The 19,898-nt window shown below is 75.0% G+C and carries 18 protein-coding genes and 4 tRNA genes; 15 read left to right on the top strand and 7 right to left on the bottom strand.

What is annotated here, in order from left to right:
* Window positions 1-47: 47 nt before the first annotated feature.
* Window positions 48-1,031 carry an endonuclease/exonuclease/phosphatase family protein gene (locus tag CCE01nite_RS15190; RefSeq protein ID WP_034634575.1) on the top strand — a complete coding sequence of 328 codons (984 nt, stop codon included), beginning with the start codon at window positions 48-50 and terminating at the stop codon, window positions 1,029-1,031.
* Window positions 1,032-1,088: 57 nt separating this feature from the next.
* On the opposite strand, the gene CCE01nite_RS15185 is transcribed toward CCE01nite_RS15190, so the two are convergent.
* A complete protein-coding gene (locus CCE01nite_RS15185; protein ID WP_034634574.1) occupies window positions 1,089-1,718 on the bottom strand; it encodes an SGNH/GDSL hydrolase family protein in 630 nt (209 codons plus the stop codon).
* A gap of 20 nt (window positions 1,719-1,738) precedes the next feature.
* Window positions 1,739-3,286 carry an ATP-dependent DNA ligase gene (locus CCE01nite_RS15180; RefSeq protein ID WP_141372643.1) on the bottom strand — a complete coding sequence of 516 codons (1,548 nt, stop codon included), beginning with the start codon at window positions 3,284-3,286 and terminating at the stop codon, window positions 1,739-1,741.
* A 132-nt stretch (window positions 3,287-3,418) separates the two neighbouring features.
* Between CCE01nite_RS15180 and fucP the strand changes: the two genes are divergently transcribed.
* The 9 genes from fucP to CCE01nite_RS15140 all read left to right on the top strand — a co-directional run bounded on the left by fucP (window position 3,419) and on the right by CCE01nite_RS15140 (window position 8,344).
* On the top strand, window positions 3,419-4,747 hold the full coding sequence (gene fucP, locus CCE01nite_RS15175; RefSeq protein ID WP_141372642.1) for an L-fucose:H+ symporter permease: 1,329 nt from the start codon (window positions 3,419-3,421) through the stop codon (window positions 4,745-4,747).
* Window positions 4,748-4,761: 14 nt separating this feature from the next.
* A complete protein-coding gene (locus CCE01nite_RS15170) occupies window positions 4,762-5,790 on the top strand; it encodes a substrate-binding domain-containing protein (RefSeq protein WP_141372641.1) in 1,029 nt (342 codons plus the stop codon).
* Between the two features lie 181 nt (window positions 5,791-5,971).
* On the top strand, window positions 5,972-6,754 hold the full coding sequence (locus tag CCE01nite_RS15165) for a DnaJ family domain-containing protein (RefSeq protein WP_141372653.1): 783 nt from the start codon (window positions 5,972-5,974) through the stop codon (window positions 6,752-6,754).
* Window positions 6,751-7,305: a DUF4334 domain-containing protein gene (locus tag CCE01nite_RS15160; RefSeq protein WP_034633865.1), complete on the top strand. Its 555-nt coding sequence runs from the start codon at window positions 6,751-6,753 to the stop codon at window positions 7,303-7,305. The genes CCE01nite_RS15165 and CCE01nite_RS15160 overlap by 4 nt, the downstream gene beginning before the upstream one ends.
* A gap of 144 nt (window positions 7,306-7,449) precedes the next feature.
* Entirely contained in the window at window positions 7,450-7,602 is a 153-nt protein-coding gene (locus tag CCE01nite_RS21405; protein WP_157464208.1) for a hypothetical protein, read from the top strand.
* A gap of 306 nt (window positions 7,603-7,908) precedes the next feature.
* Window positions 7,909-7,984, top strand: a tRNA-Arg gene (locus CCE01nite_RS15155).
* A 61-nt stretch (window positions 7,985-8,045) separates the two neighbouring features.
* A tRNA-Pro gene (locus tag CCE01nite_RS15150) sits at window positions 8,046-8,118 on the top strand.
* 43 nt (window positions 8,119-8,161) lie between these two features.
* Window positions 8,162-8,234, top strand: a tRNA-Met gene (locus CCE01nite_RS15145).
* A 37-nt stretch (window positions 8,235-8,271) separates the two neighbouring features.
* Window positions 8,272-8,344, top strand: a tRNA-Arg gene (locus CCE01nite_RS15140).
* Window positions 8,345-8,401: 57 nt separating this feature from the next.
* On the opposite strand, the gene CCE01nite_RS15135 is transcribed toward CCE01nite_RS15140, so the two are convergent.
* Entirely contained in the window at window positions 8,402-8,677 is a 276-nt protein-coding gene (locus CCE01nite_RS15135; protein ID WP_034633868.1) for a hypothetical protein, read from the bottom strand.
* Window positions 8,678-8,818: 141 nt separating this feature from the next.
* Here CCE01nite_RS15135 and CCE01nite_RS15130 point away from each other — a divergent pair, with 141 nt between their 5' ends.
* Window positions 8,819-9,283 (top strand): HNH endonuclease, encoded by a 465-nt coding sequence (locus tag CCE01nite_RS15130; protein ID WP_034633872.1) that lies wholly within the window; start codon window positions 8,819-8,821, stop codon window positions 9,281-9,283.
* Window positions 9,284-9,451: 168 nt separating this feature from the next.
* Entirely contained in the window at window positions 9,452-10,912 is a 1,461-nt protein-coding gene (locus tag CCE01nite_RS15125; RefSeq protein WP_034633876.1) for an amino acid permease, read from the top strand.
* A gap of 30 nt (window positions 10,913-10,942) precedes the next feature.
* On the opposite strand, the gene CCE01nite_RS15120 is transcribed toward CCE01nite_RS15125, so the two are convergent.
* The 3 genes from CCE01nite_RS15120 to CCE01nite_RS15110 form a co-directional block, all read right to left on the bottom strand.
* The gene (locus CCE01nite_RS15120) at window positions 10,943-12,019 is read right to left on the bottom strand and encodes a DNA polymerase IV (protein WP_174774701.1); all 1,077 of its coding nucleotides are present in this window, start codon (window positions 12,017-12,019) and stop codon (window positions 10,943-10,945) included.
* A gap of 91 nt (window positions 12,020-12,110) precedes the next feature.
* Window positions 12,111-13,403, bottom strand: coding sequence for a lactate racemase domain-containing protein (locus CCE01nite_RS15115; protein WP_034633881.1), 1,293 nt, complete (start codon window positions 13,401-13,403; stop codon window positions 12,111-12,113).
* Window positions 13,404-13,539: 136 nt separating this feature from the next.
* A complete protein-coding gene (locus CCE01nite_RS15110) occupies window positions 13,540-14,730 on the bottom strand; it encodes a LacI family DNA-binding transcriptional regulator (protein WP_084142893.1) in 1,191 nt (396 codons plus the stop codon).
* A 125-nt stretch (window positions 14,731-14,855) separates the two neighbouring features.
* Between CCE01nite_RS15110 and uidA the strand changes: the two genes are divergently transcribed.
* From uidA to larB, 3 genes are all read left to right on the top strand, one after another.
* A complete protein-coding gene (gene uidA / locus CCE01nite_RS15105) occupies window positions 14,856-16,637 on the top strand; it encodes a beta-glucuronidase (RefSeq protein ID WP_034633884.1) in 1,782 nt (593 codons plus the stop codon).
* A gap of 133 nt (window positions 16,638-16,770) precedes the next feature.
* The gene (gene larE / locus CCE01nite_RS15100; RefSeq protein WP_034633887.1) at window positions 16,771-17,652 is read left to right on the top strand and encodes an ATP-dependent sacrificial sulfur transferase LarE; all 882 of its coding nucleotides are present in this window, start codon (window positions 16,771-16,773) and stop codon (window positions 17,650-17,652) included.
* Window positions 17,645-18,337, top strand: coding sequence for a nickel pincer cofactor biosynthesis protein LarB (larB, locus tag CCE01nite_RS15095; RefSeq protein ID WP_034633891.1), 693 nt, complete (start codon window positions 17,645-17,647; stop codon window positions 18,335-18,337). Before larE ends, larB begins: the two co-directional genes overlap by 8 nt.
* A 39-nt stretch (window positions 18,338-18,376) precedes the next feature.
* On the opposite strand, the gene larC is transcribed toward larB, so the two are convergent.
* Window positions 18,377-19,699 (bottom strand): nickel pincer cofactor biosynthesis protein LarC, encoded by a 1,323-nt coding sequence (gene larC / locus CCE01nite_RS15090; protein WP_052104384.1) that lies wholly within the window; start codon window positions 19,697-19,699, stop codon window positions 18,377-18,379.
* Window positions 19,700-19,898: the final 199 nt, after the last annotated feature.

Here is a 19,898-nt window from a genome sequence, read left to right as displayed (position 1 = left end):
ACCAGCCAGCGCGACCCGGGTGCGCCGACCCGGACCGGGAGTGCGTCATGGCCGAGCTCCGCATCGCGACCTTCAACGTCGAGAACCTCGACGAGACGCCGCCCGGCGCGCGCCCGTCGCTCGCCGAACGGGTCCTCCTCATGCGCCCGCAGATCGCCCGGCTGCGGGCGGACGTCCTGTGCCTCCAGGAGGTCAACGGCCAGGAGCGCGACAGGCAGCCGCGCGGGCTGCACGCCCTCACCGAGCTGCTCCGCGGCACCGCGCTCGAGGGCGCCACCATGACGAGCACCCGCACGCAGGGCGGCGAGGTGTTCGACGAGCGCAACCTCGTCGTGGTCAGCCACCTGCCCGTGCTCGCCGTCGAGCAGCTGCGCAACGACCTCGTCGCGCCGCTGACGTACCGGCGCCTGACGGCCGTGCCGCCCGACGCGGCCGCCGTCGTCGTCGGGATCGAGCGCCCGATCCTGCACGTCGTCCTGCAGCTGCCCGACGGCACAGCCCTGCACGTCGTGGACGTGCACTGGAAGTCCAAGCTCGCGACCGACATCCCGGGTCAGCGCGTCGACAGCTTCACGTGGCGCACCGCGGACGGCTGGGCCGAGGGGTCGTTCCTGTCGGCCATGAAGCGCATGGCGCAGGCGCTCGAGACGCGCCGGCTCGTCGACCAGGTCCTCGACGCGGACCCCGGCGCGCGGGTCGTGGTCGCCGGCGACTTCAACGCCGGGCCCGACGAGGTGTCGGTGCTCGCCGTGCGCGGCAACGTCGAGGACACCGGCAACCCCGAGCTCGTGCACCGGGTCCTCGTCCCGATCGAGAACACCGTCCCCGAGTCCTCGCGCGTGACGCTGTACCACCAGGGGCGCGGGCAGATGCTCGACCACATGCTCGTGACGCGGAACCTGCTCGAGCACTACCGCGGCTCGGAGATCCACAACGAGGTGCTGCACGACGAGTCGGCGGCGTTCGCGGTCGACCGCAAGTACCCCGAGTCGGACCACGCGCCGGTCGTCGCGACGTTCGACCTGGCGTGAGCGAGCACCGCCCACCGCGAACGGGGTCCGCCCCGGCGCCGGGAGTGGACCGCCCGGTCAGACGACGATCGTCGAGCGCGTGGCCGGTCGGTCGGGCTCGAGCCACGCCGCGACCGCCCGGGCGATCTTGCGCCCCCCGTGCGCCGACGGCTCGATCGGGTTCGCGAAGTCGGCGTCCTGCGCGCACACCAGACGCAGGTCGAGCACGCCGACCCCGCGGGCGAAGGCGGCGCGCGTGATCACGTCGTTGAACAGCGCGAGGGCGCCGCGCACCACGGCGTGGCTCGGCTCCGCGAGGCGCGTGTCGTAGATCGTGCACACCGCGGTCGGCAGTCCCGTCGCGAGCACGACGTCGAGCATCGCGTCGTACCGCTCGGCGAGCTCGGCCTGGGCGCCCGCGAGCAGCTCCACCCCGGCGGCCACCGACGTGACGCCGGCCCCGAGGAGGTACGCGGAGCCCAGCGCGTCGTTGCCGCCCACGCTCACGACGAGGTGCGTCGCGCCGCCCGGCAGGCCCCGCAGCTGACGAGCGACGCCGTCCACCACGTCGCCGTCCACCGCGAGCAACGTCGCCGCCCACGCCGGCCCGAGCTCCGCCCGCAGCTGCGCGACGACGTCCGGCTCGCCCGGGACGTACGCGCCGTTGTCGAGCACCGAGTCGCCGAGCAGCACGACGTGGCCGGGCACGGCAGGCCTGCCCGTCGCCGTCACGCGCCGTCGCCCCCGGGGACCGCCAAGGCCCGCACCGTGTCGATCGTGTCCGCGTCGCCCGCCGTCTTGTCGTCGCGGTAGCGGACGACGCGGGCGAACCGCAGCGCGAGCCCGCCGGGGTAGCGGGTCGAGCGCTGCAGGCCGTCGAACGCGACCTCGACGACCTGCTCGGGCCGCAGCCGCACGGTCCACCCGTCGTCCTCGACCGCGAGCTCGCCGAACCGTTGCGTCTGCCACGCGAGCATCTCGTCGGTCATGCCCTTGAACGTCTTGCCGAGCATCACGAACCCGCCCGACCCGTCGCGCGCGCCGAGGTGGATGTTCGACAGCAGCCCGCTGCGCCGGCCCGAACCCCGCTCGACCGCGAGCACGACGAGGTCAAGCGTGTGACGGGGCTTGACCTTGACCCACGCGGACCCGCGACGGCCCGCCTCGTACGGCGCACCGAGGTCCTTGACGAGGACGCCCTCCTGCCCGGCGGCGACCCAGCCGGTGAACGCGGCCTGCGCGGCCTCGGTGTCCTGCGCGACGACGCGCTCGACGACGTGCGCCCCCGCGACGGCGTCGAGCACCTCGAGGCGCTCCACGAGCGGGGCGTCGAGCAGGTCCCGGCCGTCGACGTGCAGGACGTCGAAGAAGAACGGGCGCAGCTCGACCTCGGCGGCGAGCTCGGCGTCCCGGGTCGCGCTGCGCGACGCGGTCTCCTGGAACGGTCGCGGGCGGCCCGTCGCGTCGAGCGCGAGCGCCTCCCCGTCGAGCACCACCGTGCGGACCGGGAGCGTGCGGGCGACCGCGACGAGCTCGGGCACGCGCGCGGTGATGTCGTCGAGGCTGCGCGTGAACACCCGGACCTCGTCCCCGTCGCGGTGCACCTGGACGCGGATCCCGTCGAGCTTGGCGTCGACCACGACGGGCCGGCCGTCGAAGCCCGCGACGGCGGCGGGCACGTCGGGCGCCGAGGCCGCGAGCATCGGGCGCACGGGCCGCCCGACCGCGAGCCCGAACCCGCCGAGCGCGGCGAGCGCCTCCTCGGGAGACCCGGCCCCCAGCGCCGCCGCCGCGACCGGCTCGGTGCTGCCCGCGAGCATCGCCGCGCGGCGGACCGCCTCGGGCGGGACCCCGGCGGCGTCCGCGACCGCGTCCAGCAGCAGCGCGTCGAGCGCCCCCTGCCGCAGGTCGCCCGAGACGAGGCCGCGCAGCAGGCGCTGCTCGGGCTCGGTCGCCGCCGCGAACAGCTCCGACGCGAGCGCGGTGCGGGCCGTCGTCGACCCCGGCCCCGACAGGCCCGCCATCTCCTCGAACGCGGCGTCGACCGCGGTGACCTCGAGCGTCGGTTCCGCGGCGGGGGCCGGCAGCGACGCGAGGGAGCGCCAGCCGAGCCCGGTGCGGCGCTGGCGCAGCTCCCCGGCAAGGTAGCGCGCGACGACCGGCACCTCCGCCGGTGCTGTCCGGCGGAGCAGGTCCACGAGCAGCGCGCGCTTCCCCAGGCGCGAGCGGGTCGCGGCGAGGGCCGTGGACGTGGCGGCGACGTCGGCGAGCAGCACGTCGCCATCCTGCACCTCGGGGCGGTCCCGCGCGGCTCGGCGCCCTCGGGGCCGCGGCCGGTGTCGCTCCGGGCGATCCGGGCATATGTTCGCCTCAGAGCACGATCACGCCGACGGGGGAGAGTGATCGCCGTGGCCACTCCGGCAGCGGTCGCACCGCAAGGTGCCGAGAGCGCGAAGGCGCCTCTGGTCGATCGTCGGCTTCGGGTCCCGTTCTTCCTCCTGCTGCTGTGCTTCGCGGCCTGGGGCGCGGCGGCGAACCTCACGGACGTCCTCGTCGGGGTGTTCCGGAGCATCTTCGACATGTCGAACTTCCAGGCGTCGCTCGTGCAGTTCGCGTACTACGGCGCGTACTTCCTGCTCGCGCTGCCCGCCGCGTTCATCAACCGGCGGTACGGCTACAAGGCCGGGGTGCTGACCGGGCTCGGGCTCGCCGCCGTGGGCGGGTTCCTCTTCGTGCCTGCGAGCCAGGCCCTGGTGTACGAGTTCTTCCTCGTCTCGCTCTTCGTGCTCGCCGCCGGGCTGTCGATCCTCGAGACGTCGGCGAACCCGTTCGTCATCGCGATGGGTTCCGAGCGCAGCGCGACGCAGCGGCTCAACCTCGCGCAGGCCTTCAACCCCGTCGGCGCGAACGTCGGGGTCCTGCTCGGCGCGGTGCTGATCCTGCCGGCGCTGACGTCCGAGGCCGCCAAGGTGATCATGACGCCCGACGAGATCCGGGCGAGCCAGGAGCAGGACCTCGGCCTCGTGCTGGGTCCGTACGTCGGCATCGCGGCGGTGCTCGTGCTCATCTGGTTGCTCATCGCCTTCCGGAAGATGAGCGTGCCCGTCGAGGAGGACGCGGACGCGCTGCCCCGCAAGGGCGTCGGCCGGCGCCTGTGGCGCAACCGGCACTACCGCTTCGGTGTGATCGCGCAGTTCTTCAACGTGGCGGCGCAGACGTGCGCGTGGACGTTCACGATCATCTACGCCCAGGACGTCGTCGGCTTCGAGCCGCACGAGGCCGGCTGGTTCCTGCAGGCGAGCCTCCTGGTGTTCCTCGTCGCCCGGTTCGTCATGGTGTACCTGCTCGGGATCTTCCGGCCCGCGATGCTGCTGCTCGTGATGGCCGTGTTCGGCGTCGTCTGCTGCCTCGTCTCCGTCGTCGCGCTCAACATCGTCGGCCTCATCGCGGTCGTGGCGATCTCCGCGGCGCTGTCCCTGATGTTCCCGACGATCTACGGCGTCGCGCTGCGTGGGCTCGGCGACGACGCCAAGTTCGGCGCCGCCGGCCTCGTCATGGCGATCCTCGGCGGCGCGCTGCTGCCGATGGTCCAGGGCGCGGTCATGGACGCCTCCGGGCGCACGTCGCTCGGCTTCGTCGTCCCCGCGGCGTGCCTCGCGGTCGTCGCCGCCTACGCCCTGTTCGACCTGCGCACCACGCGCAGCGAGGACGCGCACCAGCTCGCTCCCGCCCTCTGAACCGAGGAGAGACCATGCGCACGCGACGTCGGCCCGGGCCGCACCCGCGGCACCGCTGGTCCCGCCCGCTCGCGCTCGGCGTGGCGTGCACGCTCGTCGCCGCGCTCGCGGCCTGCAGCGACGGCGGGGAGCAGGACGTGACGGTCGGGCTCATCACGAAGCAGGAGACCAACCCGTTCTGGGTCGCGATGAAGAACGACGCGCTCGACGCCGCCGACGACCACGACGTCGACCTCGTCACCGCGACCGGCTCGTCCGACGTCGACGTCGAGTCCCAGGTCGAGGCGATCCGCCGGATGACCGCGGACGGGGTCGACGGGATCCTCGTCGCACCCACCGACTCGCGGGCCCTCGTCCCGGCCATCGAGGAGGCGCGCGCGGCGGGCGTGATCGTCATCGCGGTCGACACCCCGACCGACCCCACGAGCGCGGTCGACGCCGTCTTCGCGACCGACAACCGCCGCGCGGGCGCGCTCGTCGGCGGCTACGCGCGCGAGAAGGTCGACCAGCTCGGGATCACGCCACGGGTCGCGCTGCTCGACCTCGCGCCCGGCATCGCGTCCGGCGAGCTCCGCCGCGAGGGGTTCCTCTCCGGCTTCGGCATCGAGGAGGGCGACCCGGTGATCTCCGGGTCCGTCGACACCGAGGGGGATGAGGACCTCGCCCGCGTCGGGATGCGCGAGCTGCTCGCGGAGGACCCCGGGATCAACGTCGTCTACACCGTGAACGAGCCCGCGGCGCTCGGCGCGATCGCGGTCATGCGCGACGCCGGGATCGACATGGCGGGCGTCGTGGTCGTGTCGGTCGACGGCGGGTGCGCCGCGATGAAGAGCGCGGTGCGGCCCGGGGACCTCGACGCGACCGCGCAGCAGTACCCCGAGAACATGGCGGCCCAGGGTGTGCGGCAGATCGCCGAGGCCGTCCGCGGCGGCGACCGCCCGAGCGGCTACCTCGACACCGGCGTCACGCTCGTGACGCGCTACCCGATGCCCGGGGTGGCGTCGGAGAACGTGCCGTTCGGCGTGCGGAACTGCTGGGGCTGACGCCCGGTCCGGCGGCTGTGGCGGCGGGGCCGCGGGTCGGCGGCGACGCGGACGGCACCTGCCCCGCCGTGGTGCCCGGGGCGGTGCGTCCGGGGGCACGCCCGGCGCGGTCGTCGTAGCGTGGTCGGGAGGCCCCGAAGGGCCGCGTGACGACGACCGACGGCCCGCTGCGGGGGTGACCATGCAGGACCACGACCCCCAGCGCCGCGCACTGCAGTACCGGCTCGACCGGCTCGCCGAGCAGGAGCGGGACGCGGGCGCCGCGCTGGACGACGCCGCCGCGCCGGGTGACGGCGCGGGGTCCGAGGGGCGCGCAGGGGTCGACGACGGCGCGGTGCGCGGTGACGGCGCGGTGCGCGGCGGCGCGGCTGGTCCCGTCACCGGTGCACCCGCGACAGCACCACCGGCGCCGAGGCCGCCGAGCATGGCGGCGCGGGGCTCGTTCGCCGACGAGCTCGTGCGGCAGGCGATGGCCCGCGGCGAGTTCGACGACCTTCCCCTCGCGGGCAAGCCGATCCCCGGGATCACGGGCCGCCACGACCCGGACTGGTGGCTCAAGGCGCTCATCGAGCGCGAGCAGATCACCGGCGTGCTGCCCGAGGCGCTCCAGCTCCGCAAGGACGACGCGGCGCTCGACGACCGCCTCGACCAGGAACGCACCGAGGAGCGTGTGCGCGAGCTCGTCGAGGAGCTCAACGCCCGGGTCGTCGCGGCGCGCCGCCAGCTCCTCGGCGGGCCGCCGGTCGTCACGCCGCTGCGCGACGTCGAGTCCGAGGTCGCGCGCTGGCACGAGCGGCGGCGCGCGCGTCACGCGGAGGCGGCGGCGCGGGCGCAGGAGGAGGCCCGGTCCGCGGCCGCGGAGCACCGCACCGCCAGCCGGTCGCGGTCCTGGCCGCGCGTGCTGGGGCGGCTGCGCGGCGCGGCGCACGCGCGCGACCGCTCGTCGAGCGGCGGCCCGGGATGACGGCTGCCTCGGACGGGCTCGCGCTCGTCGACGCGCTGCGGGCCGGCGGGACGACCGAGCACGTGCTCGCGGTCTTCGACGCGCTCCCTCCGGTCGACGTGGGGGAGGTGCTCGGCGCCTGGCTCGGTGCGGGCGTCCCGACCGGGCACCCGTTCGACGGGCTGCTCGAGCGGCTCGGCTGGCACGGCAAGCGGTTCGCGGGGACGGAGGACGGGCACCCGCTCGTCTTCCGGGGTGCGCACGGAACGCTGTGGTCGGTCGACCCCGGACGCCTCCCGGTGGCGCTCCTCACGCGCCGGCCCGGTCTCGCGCGCCTCCCGCTCGTCGACCGGGCGTTCCGCGGCCTGCTCCCGCTGCTCGCGACCCGTGCGCCGCGCTCGCGGCTGCGGACCGTGGAGCACCGCGGGGTGCGCACCACCGCGATGGTCTACGACGCCGTGCCGATCATCGACGTGTTCCGCCGGGTCGACGACCGGACGCTGCTCGGCGTCATGGACCTGCGCGGGATGCCCCGGCCGTTCTTCTTCCTGCTGCGTCGCCCGCCCGCGTAAATGCCGTGCGCGTCCGCGCGGGGCCGTGGCAGGCTCCCGTCCGCGGTCGAGACGAGCCCGGTCCGGGCACGCGCACCGCGAGCACGCACGCACCGACCGGCCACCCGGCCGCGACGTCCCGAGCACGAGCACGAGGAGCACACGATGGACCGCCGCGCGATCCGCACGCACGAGGCCCCCGGCCTGCGCTGCGTCGCGCTCCCCGGCGCCGGTCCGTCGTACGCGAAGCCGTCCGCCGAGCGGCCCGGACCGATCGACCGCGCGATGCGGGAGCCCCGCGGAGGCCCCGTGACCTGACCCAGACACCGTCTGGCACAGCGTCGCGGAGCCGCCCCGGGAGTACTCCTGGGGCGGCTCCTCGCATGTCCGGGCGCGACCCGGTCGTGGGCGCGCCCGCCCCACCGCACGACCTGCGTCACCGCATGACCCCCACCACCGTAGGACCCACACCACCGCAGGACCCGCACCCCCGGTCACCGGGGCGTGCTCGTGAGCGTCACCCGGCCCCGGCCGGACGACGCCCTGACAGCTGCACAGCGAGAGAGGAACGACCGCGCACGCCGCCCCGCACGGGGTCGGCGGGGAGCGCGGCGTCCACAGCATGCGCCCGTAGCCCAACGGACAGAGCGCCGCACTACGGATGCGGAGGTTGGGGGTTCGAGTCCCTCCGGGCGCACCAGGTCGGCATGGCGACCCCCACCACCGTGCAGGTCGTCGGACCGCGAGGTCGACGACCCGAACGGGACGTGGGCCAGCGGCTAGGCCTCCTGCCTTGGGAGCAGGCGATCGAGGGTTCGAGTCCCTCCGTCCCGACGCACAGCACGACGACGCCCGCCAGCACACGGGGCGGCGTCGGCCCTGGGTAGCTCAGCGGTCAGAGCACCCCGCTCATATCGGGGAGGTCGCGGGTTCGAGACCCGCCCCAGGGACAGCGCGCGCCGACCCGTGGAGCTGGCGCGCGTCCACGCGCGCGTAGCTCAGCGGAGAGAGCGGCTGCGTCCGAAGCAGCAGGCCGGGGGTTCGAACCCCTCCGCGCGCACCCGTCCGCGGGTCGGTCGCACCGGCGGTGTCCCGACGCCGCACCGGCCCCGCGCCCTCAGTCCGGGGGTGCGACGTCGTGCTGACCCGCGTGCGCCGGACCACCCGCACGACCGGCGCCGTCGGCGCCGTGCGCATGACCGCCCCTGCCCGCGTGACCGCCCCGGCCCGCGAGCTCGGCCCGGAACGCCGCCGCGAGCGCGCGCGACTGCGCCTGCACGAGGTTGAGGAGGAACGCGTGCTCCGGCCCGTCGCGCTCGCCCAGCGGCCGCGCGAGGAGCCACGCGTCCCGGGCCGCGCGGATGTCGTCGTCGGAGACGGTGCCGGAGTCCATCCGCACACCGTGCACCCCACCACCCACACGCGCCCTAGGGCCCACACCCTCTCCCGCCCCGCACGCCGCCCCGCACGCCGCCACCCAGCCACCGCACGCACCACCGAACAGCACCACCCACCACGAGAGGAAGGACGGACCGTGAGCACCCGCAGCGTGCAGGTCCTCAATGCCGGCTACGAGCCCCTGCACCACGTGTCGCTCCAGCACGCCATCACGATGCTCGCCCGGGGCGTCGCGATCGTCGAGGAGTTCGTCGAGGGCGCGACGTTCGGACCGCACCCGCTGCCGACCAAGGTCCGCCTGCTGCGCTACGTCGCGATGGGCTGGCTGCAGCGTCGTGCGGAGGCGTGCACCAAGGCCGGCGTCCGGGCGCGCGACCGCCACCGGTGCGCGTACTGCGGCGGGCGCGCGGACACCGTCGACCACGTGGTGCCCGCGTCGCGTGGCGGGGCGCTGACCTGGCTCAACACCGTGGCGGCGTGCCGTGCGTGCAACAACGCGAAGGCCGACCGGACGCCCGCGGAGTGGGGCCGGCCGCTGCTCGTCACGCCGTACGTCCCGGAGCGGGTCGTCGCGCTCCGCCCGGCGTTTGCCCCGGCGTGACGGAGCACGTCGGCGCACCCGCCCGGCGTCCGCCCCTGCCCGTTGGGGGCGGACGCCGGTGCGGGCCCGTGACCGGTTGACGCGCGACCGGATCGCTGTGAGGCTCGGGAGGCAGGCGTCCGGTGGACGACGCTCCGGCGTCGCCCGGTCCTTGAGGGGAGCACACGCATGGTCGTGTCGAGGGATCAGCGCTCGATCTGGCGACGGATGCCCGTCGACCGGATGGACGAGGTGGAGAGCGAGAGCGGTGCGGGCCGGCTCACGAAGAGCCTCGGGCTGTGGCAGCTCACGGCGATCGGGGTCGGCGGGATCATCGGCGTGGGGATCTTCTCCCTGGCCGGGCTCGTCGCGCACGGCGACGCGGAGAACCCCGGGGTCGGCCCGGCGGTGCTGATCTCGTTCCTCGTCGCCGGCCTCGCGTCCGCGGCGGCGGCGCTGTCGTACGCGGAGTTCGCGGGCATGATCCCGCGCGCCGGGTCGGCCTACACGTACGGGTACGTCGCGATCGGCGAGATCGTCGGCTGGTTCATCGGGTGGGACCTGCTGCTCGAGTACATCGCGATCGTCGCGGTCGTCGCGATCGGCATCTCCGGCTACCTCGACGCGTTCCTCGCGGGGTTCGGCCTCGAGCTGCCGACGGCCGTCACGGCGAGCCCCGAGGAGGAGGGCGGCGTCGTCAACGTCCCCGCGTTGCTGATCTGCCTGCTCGTGACGTTCATCCTGAGCCGGGGCACGCGGACCTTCGGGCGCTTCGAGCTCGTCGCCGTCGCGATCAAGGTCGTGCTGATCCTGTTCATCATCGGGCTGGGCGTCTTCTACATCGACACCGCGAACTACGACCCGTTCCTGCCCAACGGCTTCGGCCCGGTCCTGACCGGCGCGGCGATGGTGTTCTTCGCGGTCTTCGGGTACGACGCGATGTCGACCGCCGCCGAGGAGGCGCAGGACGGCCGCAAGCACATGCCGAAGGCGATCCTCCTGTCGCTGATCATCGCGATGCTGCTCTACGTCGCGGCCACGCTGGTGCTCACCGGCCTGCAGAGCTACGAGGAGATCGACCCGACCGCGGGCTTCGCCTCGGCGTTCACCAACGTCGGGCTCCCGGTGATCGCGAGCATCATCTCCGTGTTCGCGGTGCTGTCGATCCTCACCGTCATGCTGACGTTCCTGCTCGGCGTGACGCGCGTGTGGTTCTCGATGAGCCGCGACGGGCTGCTGCCGACGTGGTTCGCGGGCGTCGACCGGCACGGGACGCCGCAGCGGGTCACCTGGATCGCCGGCATCGCGTCGGCGCTGCTGGCGGGCGTCTTCCCGATCCGGGCGGTCGCGGACCTGACGAACATCGGCATCCTGTCGGCGTTCGTCGTCGTGTGCGTCGCGGTCATCATGTTCCGCCGGACGCGCCCCGACGCCGAGCGCTCGTTCCGGCTCCCGCTCATGCCGTTCGTCCCCGCGTTTGGCGTGCTGGCGTCGCTGTTCCTGATCCTGCAGCTGCACTGGGAGACCTGGGTGCGCTTCGGGGTGTGGCTCGTGATCGGGCTCGTCCTGTACTTCGCGTACGGGCGCCGGCACTCGCTGCTCAACCCGGACAGCCCGCACCACGCGCGCAACGCGGCGCCGGGCGGCTGACGGCCGGCCCGGGCCGGCCGGGGACCGTGCTCAGATCCGTCCGCGCACCGGGGTCCGCTCCGCGGGGTCGGCGTCGTCGGGCATCACCATCTCGGCCCGCACCCCGAGCAGGCGGACCTCGCGCTCCTCGAGGCCTTCGGCGAGCGCGAGCGCCGCACGCTCGACCTCGGCGCCGTCGCGCGTGGGCGCGGCGAGCTTGCGGCTCACGACCTTGGTCTCGAACGGCGCGTACCGGACCTTGAGCGCGACGCGCAGGACCTCGCGCCCGTCCTCGACGGTGTCGGTGACGACCGCTCGGGCAAGCTCGCCGACCGCGTCCCGGACCTGCTCGGGCGTCGTGAGGTTCTGCTGGAACGTCGTCTCGCGGCTGTGCCCGCGCGGGACCCAGGGCCGGTCGTCGACCGTGGTGGGCCCGAGCCCGTGACCGAGCTCGTGGTACCAGACCCCCATGCGGGGGCCGAACTCCGCGACGAGCGCGTCGGTCGGGGCCGCGGCGAGCTCCGCGACCGTGCGGACGCCGAGGCCGGCGAGCCGGCGCGAGACCTTCGTGCCGACACCCCACAGCTCGATCGTCGGGCGCTCGCCCATGACGTCGAACCAGTTCTCGGCGGTGAGCCGGAAGATCCCGGCCGGCTTGCCGAAGCCGGTCGCGATCTTGGCGCGGACCTTGGTGTCGCCGATCCCGACTGAGCAGTGCAGGTGGGTCGCCGCGAGCACGGCGTCCTGGGCGGCGCGGGCGAGCGCCTCCGGGTCGTCGGTCGCCGCCCCGAGGAACGCCTCGTCCCACCCGAGCACCTCGACGAGCACGCCGGGCCCCCGCAGCGTGGTCATGACCTCGTCGGAGACCGCCTCGTACGCGGGCCCGTCGACGGGCAGGAACACCGCGTCGGGCGCCTTGCGGACGGCCACGCGCAACGGCAGCCCCGAGTGCACGCCGAGCTCGCGCGCCTCGTACGACGCGGTCGACACGACGCCGCGCTCGGTCGGGTCGCCGCGCCCGCCCACGACGACGGGCCGCCCGGCCAGCTCGGGCCGGCGCAGCACCTCGACGGCCGCGACGAACTGGTCGAGGTCGACGTGCAGCACCCAGGGTCTCGGTGCGCTCATGTGCCGAGTCTGGCGTCGCCGGGCGCCGGAGGCACGCGCACCGCACCATCGCGCGACCCGCGCCCGCCCGGGTCCGCGCCCGGTGGGGCCGTCAGGGCGTGCGCAGCCGGTGCAGCACCTCGCCGGCCTGGGGGACGACGAGCGTGCCCGGGTCCTGCGCCCACGCGTCGACGTCGACCTCGGCGGGGTCGAGGTAGTCGAGGTTCGCTGCGCGCACCACGTCCTCGGGGATGCCCGTCGCGAGCGTCACCGTGACGCGGCACCGCTCGCCGTGCACGTCGTCGTAGGTGCCCTGGCCGCGCAGGTGCGTCGAGTGCGCCAGGTCGCCCCACGGCAGGTGCGCGAAGCGGTCCCACTGCTTCACGAAGTAGTCGCGGCAGTGGTACCCGATCTCGAGGATCTGCGGGTGCATCACGGAGATCTCCGTGATGTGCGGCGCGTAGATGACGACCTGACCCCCGTCGGCGACGACCGGCTCGACCTTGTAGAAGCCCTTCGCGCCGGTCCACATGTCCTCGTACTTCGTGGGGATCACCGAGAGCACGCGGCGCACGGGCGCGTCGAGGTACCGGACGTGCGTCTCGGCCGAGACGTCCGCGGCGGCGGCCCACGCGTCCTCGGGGCTCCCGAAGCTTGCGGCGTGCAGCGCCCCGGTGCCGGACTGCGCGACGACGCACAGCGCGTACCGCTCCCCGGGGACGAGCGCCGCGGCCTCGTCGATCAGCGCCCGCACGGGGGTGATGCCGCGCGTGCCGATGATCTCCGAGCTGCTGATGAGCGCACCGAGCCAGTGCGAGACGTCGATGACGTCCTTCACGGCGACGCCCGGGAACAGGTACTTGTTGCCGCCCGAGAAGCCCACGACCTCGTGCGGGAACACCGGTCCGATGATGAGCGTGACGTCGTGCTCGACGACGGCACGGTTGAGCCGGACGTCGACGTCGCGCACGAGACGTCCCTCGGACAGCTCGGAGAGCCGCTCGGCGCTGATCGTCCCGACGGACACGAACGTCGCGTCGTCCCACCACGCGTGGTTGAGCACGGTCGTGCCGGGGTAGGTCCCGGCGACCTCGCCGGCGTCGTACCCGAGGTGGCGCGCGAGCTCGGGCTCGGCCATCGCGGCGTGCGTGCCGAGCGCGACGAGGAACGTCAGGTGCGCCGCGCCCGCGGCCGTCGACGCCTCGTGCACCGCGCCGAGCAGCAGGGGCAGGGGGCAGCTGCGCGTCCCGTCGGGGACGACGACGCACAGCGTCCGGCCCGCGAGGTCGATCTCGGCGAGGCGCTCGGTGACGAACGCGCGGACGGTGCCGTCGTCGAGGACCTGGCCGGGACCGCCGATCGACCGGGCGCCGACGCGGTCCGCGGGCTGCGTGAGGGCTGTCATCCGCCCACCCTGCGCCTCCGCGGCCCCTCGGGGCAACGGGGCGTGGCAACGTGCGGCAACGCCGGTGTCGAGGCGGCGGCCGACCCGTCAGCCGCGCGGTGGGTGTGTCGCCCGAGCGGCCCGTGCACGCGGCGCGTCAGGCAGGCGGGGAGTGCGCCGGCTGACCGGTCCGTGCAGGCGCGGCGGCCGATGCCGCGGACGACGCGGACGGGAACGCCGCCGTCGCGGCAGCCGCCGAGGCCGACCCCGACGCCCGTGCGGGTCCGGAGACCGGCTCCGGGGGCGCCGCCGCATCCTTCGTCCAGGCGTGCCTCCGTCGCCCGGGCTTGGCCGTCGAGCCGCGCACGACGAGCTGGGCGGGCAGCACCGTCGCGCGCACCGCGTGCGGGGTCGTGTGCCCGAGCTCGCGCAGCAGCGCCCGCACCGCGTGCGACCCGAGCGCACGCAGCGGGGCGGCGACGGTCGTCAGGGGCGGGCTGCAGAAGTCGGACCCGAAGATGTTGTCGAAGCCGACGACGCTGACCTCGGCGGGCACCCGGGCGCCCATCGACGACAGGCCGCGCATGAGGCCGATCGCGACGAGGTCGTTGTAGCAGACCACCGCCGTGGCGGGAGCGAGCGCGAGCGCGTGCGCGGCGTCCAGGCCTCCGCGCACGGTCGGCTCGAACCGGCCCAGGCGACGGACCTTGAGCTCGAGCTCGTAGCCGGCCTCGCGCATGCTCCGCCACCGCATCCCGTCGGCCCACGACGCCTCCGGCCCGGCGGCGTAGGCGACGGTGTGGTGGCCGAGCTCGCCGAGGTGCTCGACAGCCCGGCGCATGCCGCGCGAGTTGTCGGTCACGACGCTCGGCACCTCGGTCAGGACCCGGTTGAGCACGACCGTCGGGCGCTGCTTGGCCATGACGCGGATCGTCGAGTCCGACATGCGCGACGTCGCGAGCACGACCCCCTCGACGAGCGGCACCACGCGGTCGAGCGCCTGTCGCTCGGCCTGCGCCGACTCCTGCACGTCCGAGACGAGGACGGTGTACCCGGCCGCCGCAGCCGCCTGCTCCGCGCCGCGGATGATCTCGAAGAAGAACGGGTTGGTGACGTCGGAGACGATGAGCGCGAGCAGCGACGTGTGCCCCGTCGGCAGGGCCCGGGCCAGCGGGTTCGCGCGGTAGCCCATCGTCTCGGCGACCGCCCGGATGCGTGCCGCGGTCTCCGCGTTGACGCGACCCGGCCGGGAGAAGGCCCGCGAGACCGTGGACGGGGCGACGCCGCACTCGCGGGCCACGTCGTAGATCGTCGGTCCGCGGCGCTGCGGGCCCTGATCACCGGGCATACGTGCACCGTACGGTCGGCGACAACCGACGGCAACCGCTTGTCGCGGCGGCGCGCACGGGCGGTGAATGGGTGGACGCACCGCCCGCAACCGCCCCGCCGGCACGCCGGCCAGAGGAGGCACCCATGCTCCGCCCCCAGGACACCCGCACCCGTGAGCGCAAGTCCCTCACGGGCCTGTGGCGGCTGCGCCTCGACGCGGCGGGTGCGGGCCGCGGGGACCGCTGGTTCGCCGGGGAGCTCGACGACGCCGTCGACGTGCCCGTGCCCGCGAGCTACAACGACGTGCTCGCCGACGCCGCGGTGCGCGACCACGTCGGCGACGCCTGGTACCAGACGACCGTGCGGGTGCCGCGCGGGTGGGCGGGGGAGCGGGTCGTGCTCCGCTTCGACTCCGCGACGCACCGGGCCGTCGTGTGGGTCGGCGACACGCAGGTCGCCGAGCACGAGGGCGGGTACACGCCGTTCGAGGCCGACGTCACGCACCTCGCGGTGCCCGGCGAGGAGCTGCGGGTCACCGCGGTCGTCAACAACGAGCTCACGTTCGAGACCATCCCGCCGGGCGTCGTCGAGGACACCCCGCACGGACGCCGGCAGCGCTACTTCCACGACTTCTTCAACTACGCGGGGCTGCACCGCGCGGTGTGGCTCTACGCGACGCCGGCCACGTACGTCCGCGACGTCACCGTGGTCACGGACCTCGACGGGTCGACGGGCGTCGTGCGCTACTCGGTCGAGTCCGCCGGCGACGCCGCGCGCACGACGCGGGTCACGCTGCGCGACGCCGAGCGCCGGGTGGTCGCGACCGGCGAGGGCGAGCAGGGCGAGCTGCGCGTCGCCGGCGCGCACCGGTGGGCCCCCGGCGACGGGTACCTGCACGAGCTCGACGTCGAGCTGGTCGGCGACGACGGCGCGACGCTCGACAGCTACCTCCAGACCGTCGGGATCCGCACGGTCGAGGTCCGCGGGATCGAGTTCCTCATCAACGGCGAGCCGTTCCGCTTCACGGGCTTCGGCAAGCACGAGGACAGCGCCGTCCGGGGCAAGGGCCACGACGACGCGTTCCTCGTGCACGACTTCGCGCTGCTCGACTGGGTCGGGGCCAACTCGTTCCGCACGTCGCACTACCCGTACGCCGACGAGGTGTACGACTACGCGGACCGCCACGGCGTCGTCGTGATCGACGAGGTCGCGGCCGTCGGGCAGAACATGGGCCTCGCCGGCGGGATCTTCGGCACCCAGGGCTACACGACGTTCTCCCCGGAGACCGTCAACGACCGGTCCCGTGAGGTGCACGCGCAGGCGATCCGGGAGCTCGTCGCCCGCGACAAGAACCACCCGAGCGTCGTGCTCTGGTCGATCGCCAACGAGCCCGAGTCCGACACGGACGCCGCCCGCGCGTACTTCGAGCCGCTGTTCGCCCTCACCCGCGAGCTCGACCCGACGCGGCCGGTCGGCTTCGTCAACGTCATGCTCGCCCCGCACGGGAAGTGCCAGGTGTCCGAGCTCGGCGACGTCCTCATGCTCAACCGCTACTACGGCTGGTACGTCCAGAGCGGCGACCTCGTCGCCGCCGAGGCCGCGTGGCGCGAGGAGCTCGAGGCGTGGGCGGGCGACGGCAAGCCGATCATCATCACGGAGTACGGGGCGGACACGGTGCCCGGCCTGCACTCGGTGACGCCGACTCCGTGGACCGAGGAGTACCAGGTCGAGCACCTCGACATGAACCACCGCGTGTTCGACAGCGTCGACGCCGTCGTCGGCGAGCAGGTCTGGAACTTCGCCGACTTCCAGACGTCCTCCGGGGTCATGCGCGTCGGCGGCAACAAGAAGGGCGTGTTCACCCGGGACCGCCAGCCCAAGGCCGCCGCGCACGCGCTGCGCCGCCGCTGGACCCGCACGTCATGACGCGCACGCGGCGCCGGTCCCGGGCGGCGCACCCGCTGCCCCACGACTCCAGCGCGGCTAGGGTCGTCCGGGTCGCGAGGCGCGGCTCCGAGCGCGCGGCCGCCACCCGTCCCGACCCGGTCCAGGAGGCCTGATGCCCGAGCAGGTGGAGCGGCCGTGGCTACGGCTCCTCGATGACGCGGACCGCGACACGGTCCAGGACCTCATGACGGCGCTGCGGTCGGCCGTGCCCTCCGGCCGCGTCGGGGTCGCGTTCTCCGGCGGGGTCGACTCCTCGGTGCTGCTCGCGCTCGCGACGCAGGCGCTCGGCGCGGCCCGCGTCGTCGCCGTGCTGGGCGTCTCGCCGAGCCTCGCGTCCGACGAGCGGGCCGCGGCGCACGACGTCGCCCGGGTGGTCGGCGCGCCGCTCGTCGAGGTCGAGACCCACGAGGGCGACAACCCCGAGTACCGCCGCAACGGTCCCGACCGCTGCTTCTTCTGCAAGGACGAGCTGTTCACGCGCATCGGCGCCGACGTCGTCGCCGCGCACGGCCTGACCGCCGTGGCCTACGGCGAGAACGCCGACGACGCGCGCCGCCCCGACCGGCCCGGCTCGCGCGCCGCGACCGCACACCGGGTGCTGCGCCCGCTCGCCGACGCCGGCCTCGACAAGGCCGCGGTCCGCCGCGTCGCGCACGTGCTCGCGCTGCCGTCCGCCGACAAGCCCGCGGCGCCGTGCCTCGCGTCGCGGATCCCGCACTTCGAGGAGGTCACGCCCGAGAAGCTCGCGCAGGTCGAGGCCGCCGAGGCCGAGCTCCGGCGCCTCGGGCTCGGGGACCTGCGCGTGCGGCACCACGGCGACGTTGCCCGGCTCGAGGTCCCGGTGCGCGACCTCGCGGCCGTCGTCGGCGACGCGTTGCGCGAGGAGGTGTGGCGGGCCGTCCGCTCCGCGGGCTTCCGGTTCGTCGCGCTCGACCTCGCCGGCGTGCAGTCCGGCGCGTTCACGCTCCCGCTCGTCGGCGTGCGCGGTGCCTGAGCGCTGGGCGCCGCCGCCGGCGCTCGCGGACTTCGTCGAGCTCGACCACGACCGCGCGCAGCGCCGAGGCTTCCCCGAGGCCGTGCTGTGCGAGTCGAAGTCCGTCGAGCAGGTGCGCGTCATCGCCGCCCAGGTCCGTGGGCGCGCGGCGCGCACGCTGTTCACGCGCGTGACCGACGCCCAGGTCGGCGTGCTGCTCGCCGAGCTCCCCGACGCCGTGCACGACGCCGACGCCCGCCTCGTCGCGTGGCCGGGGGAGCCGCCCGAGCCGACCGGGGGCCTCGTCGTGGTGCTCGCCGCCGGCACGTCCGACCTCCCCGTCGCACGGGAGGCCGCGCTCACGGCCCGGCACCTCGGACGGCCCGTCGAGACGGTCGTGGACGTCGGCGTCGCGGGGCTGCACCGCGTGCTCGGCCACCTCGACCTCGTGCGGTCCGCGCGTGCGCTCGTCGTCGTCGCCGGGATGGACGGTGCCCTGCCCGGCGTCGTCGCGGGGCTCGTCGAGGCGCCCGTCGTCGCGGTGCCCACGTCGGTCGGCTACGGCGCGGCGTTCGAGGGGCTTGCGCCGCTGCTGACGATGCTCAACGCTTGCGCGCCCGGCGTCGCGGTGGTCAACATCGACAACGGGTACGGCGCGGGGCACCTCGCGGCGCAGATCGCGGCGCCGTGGGGGGACGCGGGCTGAGGCCCGGCGTTCGAGGCGGCCCGGGAGGCGTGGGTCGGCTCAGCGCGTCGCGGCGTCGTCGGCGGACGAGGTCCCGACGGCTGGCGTCTGCGTCTCGTCCCAGGGCACTCCGGCGAGGAGCCTGGCGCCAGCGGCGGCCGCGTGCGCGGCCGTGAGCACCTGGGCGACCGGCACGCCGGTCGCGTCGGCGAGGGCCGCGACGTCCTCGAACTCCGGCATCGCCTGGACGACGACGCCCCCCCGGTGCCCGACCTTGATCCGCACGGGGCTGCTCTCCCTCGGAGCGCCGAGCGGAACGTCGACGGACACCCACGCGCGGTCGAGCACGTCCTTCGTGACGGTGCTCGTGCGGATCCCGAGCGTCGTCGTGTGCGCCAGCACCAGTTCGCGCAGCGCGTCGGCCGCGAGCGGGTCGGCCAGGACGTGGAGGGTGTGCGCGGGGCGGCCCTTCTTCATGAGGATGGGCGTGAGCCACGCGTCGGACGCACCGGCGGCGAGGAGCCGCGCGAGGACCCCCGGCCACAACCGCGGGTCGAGGTCGTCGACGTTCGTCTCGAGCACGACGGCCGGCTCCTGCCGGGTGCGCACGTCGGCGTGCGGGGGGACGACGGCCTCGGTCCCCAGCGCGATCCGCACGACGTTCGCGCGGTCGGGCCGGTCCCGGGTGCCCGCGCCGACCCCCGTGCGCTCGACGCGCATCGCGGGGAGCGGTCCCGACGCCGAGGCGAGCGACGTCACGAGCGCGAGGCCCGTCGGTGTCGCGAGCTCACCCCGGCCGCCCGCGAGGACGTCCCAGCCGCGCGCGAGCTCGAGCACGGCGGGTGCCGGCACCGGCAGGGTCCCGTGGTGCGCGTCGATCGTGCCCGAGCCGAGCGCGACCGGCGAGACGACGACGCGCGCCGCGCCGAGGCTCGCGACCCCGGCGCACGAGCCGACGACGTCCGCGATCGCGTCGAGCGCACCGACCTCGTGGAAGTGCACGTCCTCGGCCGGGACGCCGTGCACGCGGCCCTCGGCGTCGGCGAGGCGAGCGAACGCCGCCAGGGCCGCGGCGCGGACGGCCGGGTCGAGGTCCGCGTCGCCGAGCAGGCCGCGGATCGTCGACCACGTGCGGTGCGGCGGGTCGTCGACGAGCACGTCGACCTCGACCTTGGTGGCGCGCAGCCCGGCACGGGTGACGGTCGCCGCCGTGAGCCGCACGGAGCCCGGGATCACCGCGTCGACGGCGGCCTGCAGCACGTCGAGCGGGACGCCCGCGTCGACGAGCGCACCGAGGAGCATGTCGCCCGCGACGCCCGCGGACGCGTCGACCCAGAGCACGCGGCCTGCGACCGTCGGGGCGGCGTGCGGCGCGTGGGTCATGCGGCCACCCTGCCGCGCAGCCTGACCTGCGGCAACGGCGCGAGGCGCGCGAGCTCCCGCGACCGTGCGACGCGCGCCCGCTGCGGGACGTGCGGCGGCTGCCGCACGTGCGTCGGTCGCGGGACACGCAGTGACCTCGGGCCGGTCGACGCCGTGTGGGTGTCGACCGGCTCGTGGGTGGTGTCGCTCACGCGGGGGT

It is taken from the genome of Cellulomonas cellasea (genome assembly GCF_006538745.1).
Taxonomy (GTDB): Bacteria; Actinomycetota; Actinomycetes; order Actinomycetales; family Cellulomonadaceae; genus Cellulomonas_A; species Cellulomonas_A cellasea.
The sequence above is the reverse complement of the archived record's forward strand: the minus strand, read 5'-3'. Positions and strand labels throughout refer to the sequence as shown.

Excerpts from the sequence above, each read along its gene's own strand:
- CCE01nite_RS15190 (WP_034634575.1), top strand. The coding sequence starts at position 48 with ATGGCCGAGCTCCGCATCGCGACCTTCAACGTCGAGAACCTCGACGAG.
- CCE01nite_RS15170 (WP_141372641.1), top strand. The coding sequence starts at position 4,762 with ATGCGCACGCGACGTCGGCCCGGGCCGCACCCGCGGCACCGCTGGTCC.
- CCE01nite_RS15165 (WP_141372653.1), top strand. The coding sequence starts at position 5,972 with ATGCAGGACCACGACCCCCAGCGCCGCGCACTGCAGTACCGGCTCGAC.
- CCE01nite_RS15160 (WP_034633865.1), top strand. The coding sequence starts at position 6,751 with ATGACGGCTGCCTCGGACGGGCTCGCGCTCGTCGACGCGCTGCGGGCC.
- CCE01nite_RS21405 (WP_157464208.1), top strand. The coding sequence starts at position 7,450 with ATGGACCGCCGCGCGATCCGCACGCACGAGGCCCCCGGCCTGCGCTGC.
- CCE01nite_RS15135 (WP_034633868.1), bottom strand. The coding sequence starts at position 8,677 with ATGGACTCCGGCACCGTCTCCGACGACGACATCCGCGCGGCCCGGGAC.
- CCE01nite_RS15125 (WP_034633876.1), top strand. The coding sequence starts at position 9,452 with ATGGTCGTGTCGAGGGATCAGCGCTCGATCTGGCGACGGATGCCCGTC.
- CCE01nite_RS15120 (WP_174774701.1), bottom strand. The coding sequence starts at position 12,019 with ATGAGCGCACCGAGACCCTGGGTGCTGCACGTCGACCTCGACCAGTTC.
- CCE01nite_RS15115 (WP_034633881.1), bottom strand. The coding sequence starts at position 13,403 with ATGACAGCCCTCACGCAGCCCGCGGACCGCGTCGGCGCCCGGTCGATC.
- CCE01nite_RS15110 (WP_084142893.1), bottom strand. The coding sequence starts at position 14,730 with ATGCCCGGTGATCAGGGCCCGCAGCGCCGCGGACCGACGATCTACGAC.
- uidA (WP_034633884.1), top strand. The coding sequence starts at position 14,856 with ATGCTCCGCCCCCAGGACACCCGCACCCGTGAGCGCAAGTCCCTCACG.
- larE (WP_034633887.1), top strand. The coding sequence starts at position 16,771 with ATGCCCGAGCAGGTGGAGCGGCCGTGGCTACGGCTCCTCGATGACGCG.
- larC (WP_052104384.1), bottom strand. The coding sequence starts at position 19,699 with ATGACCCACGCGCCGCACGCCGCCCCGACGGTCGCAGGCCGCGTGCTC.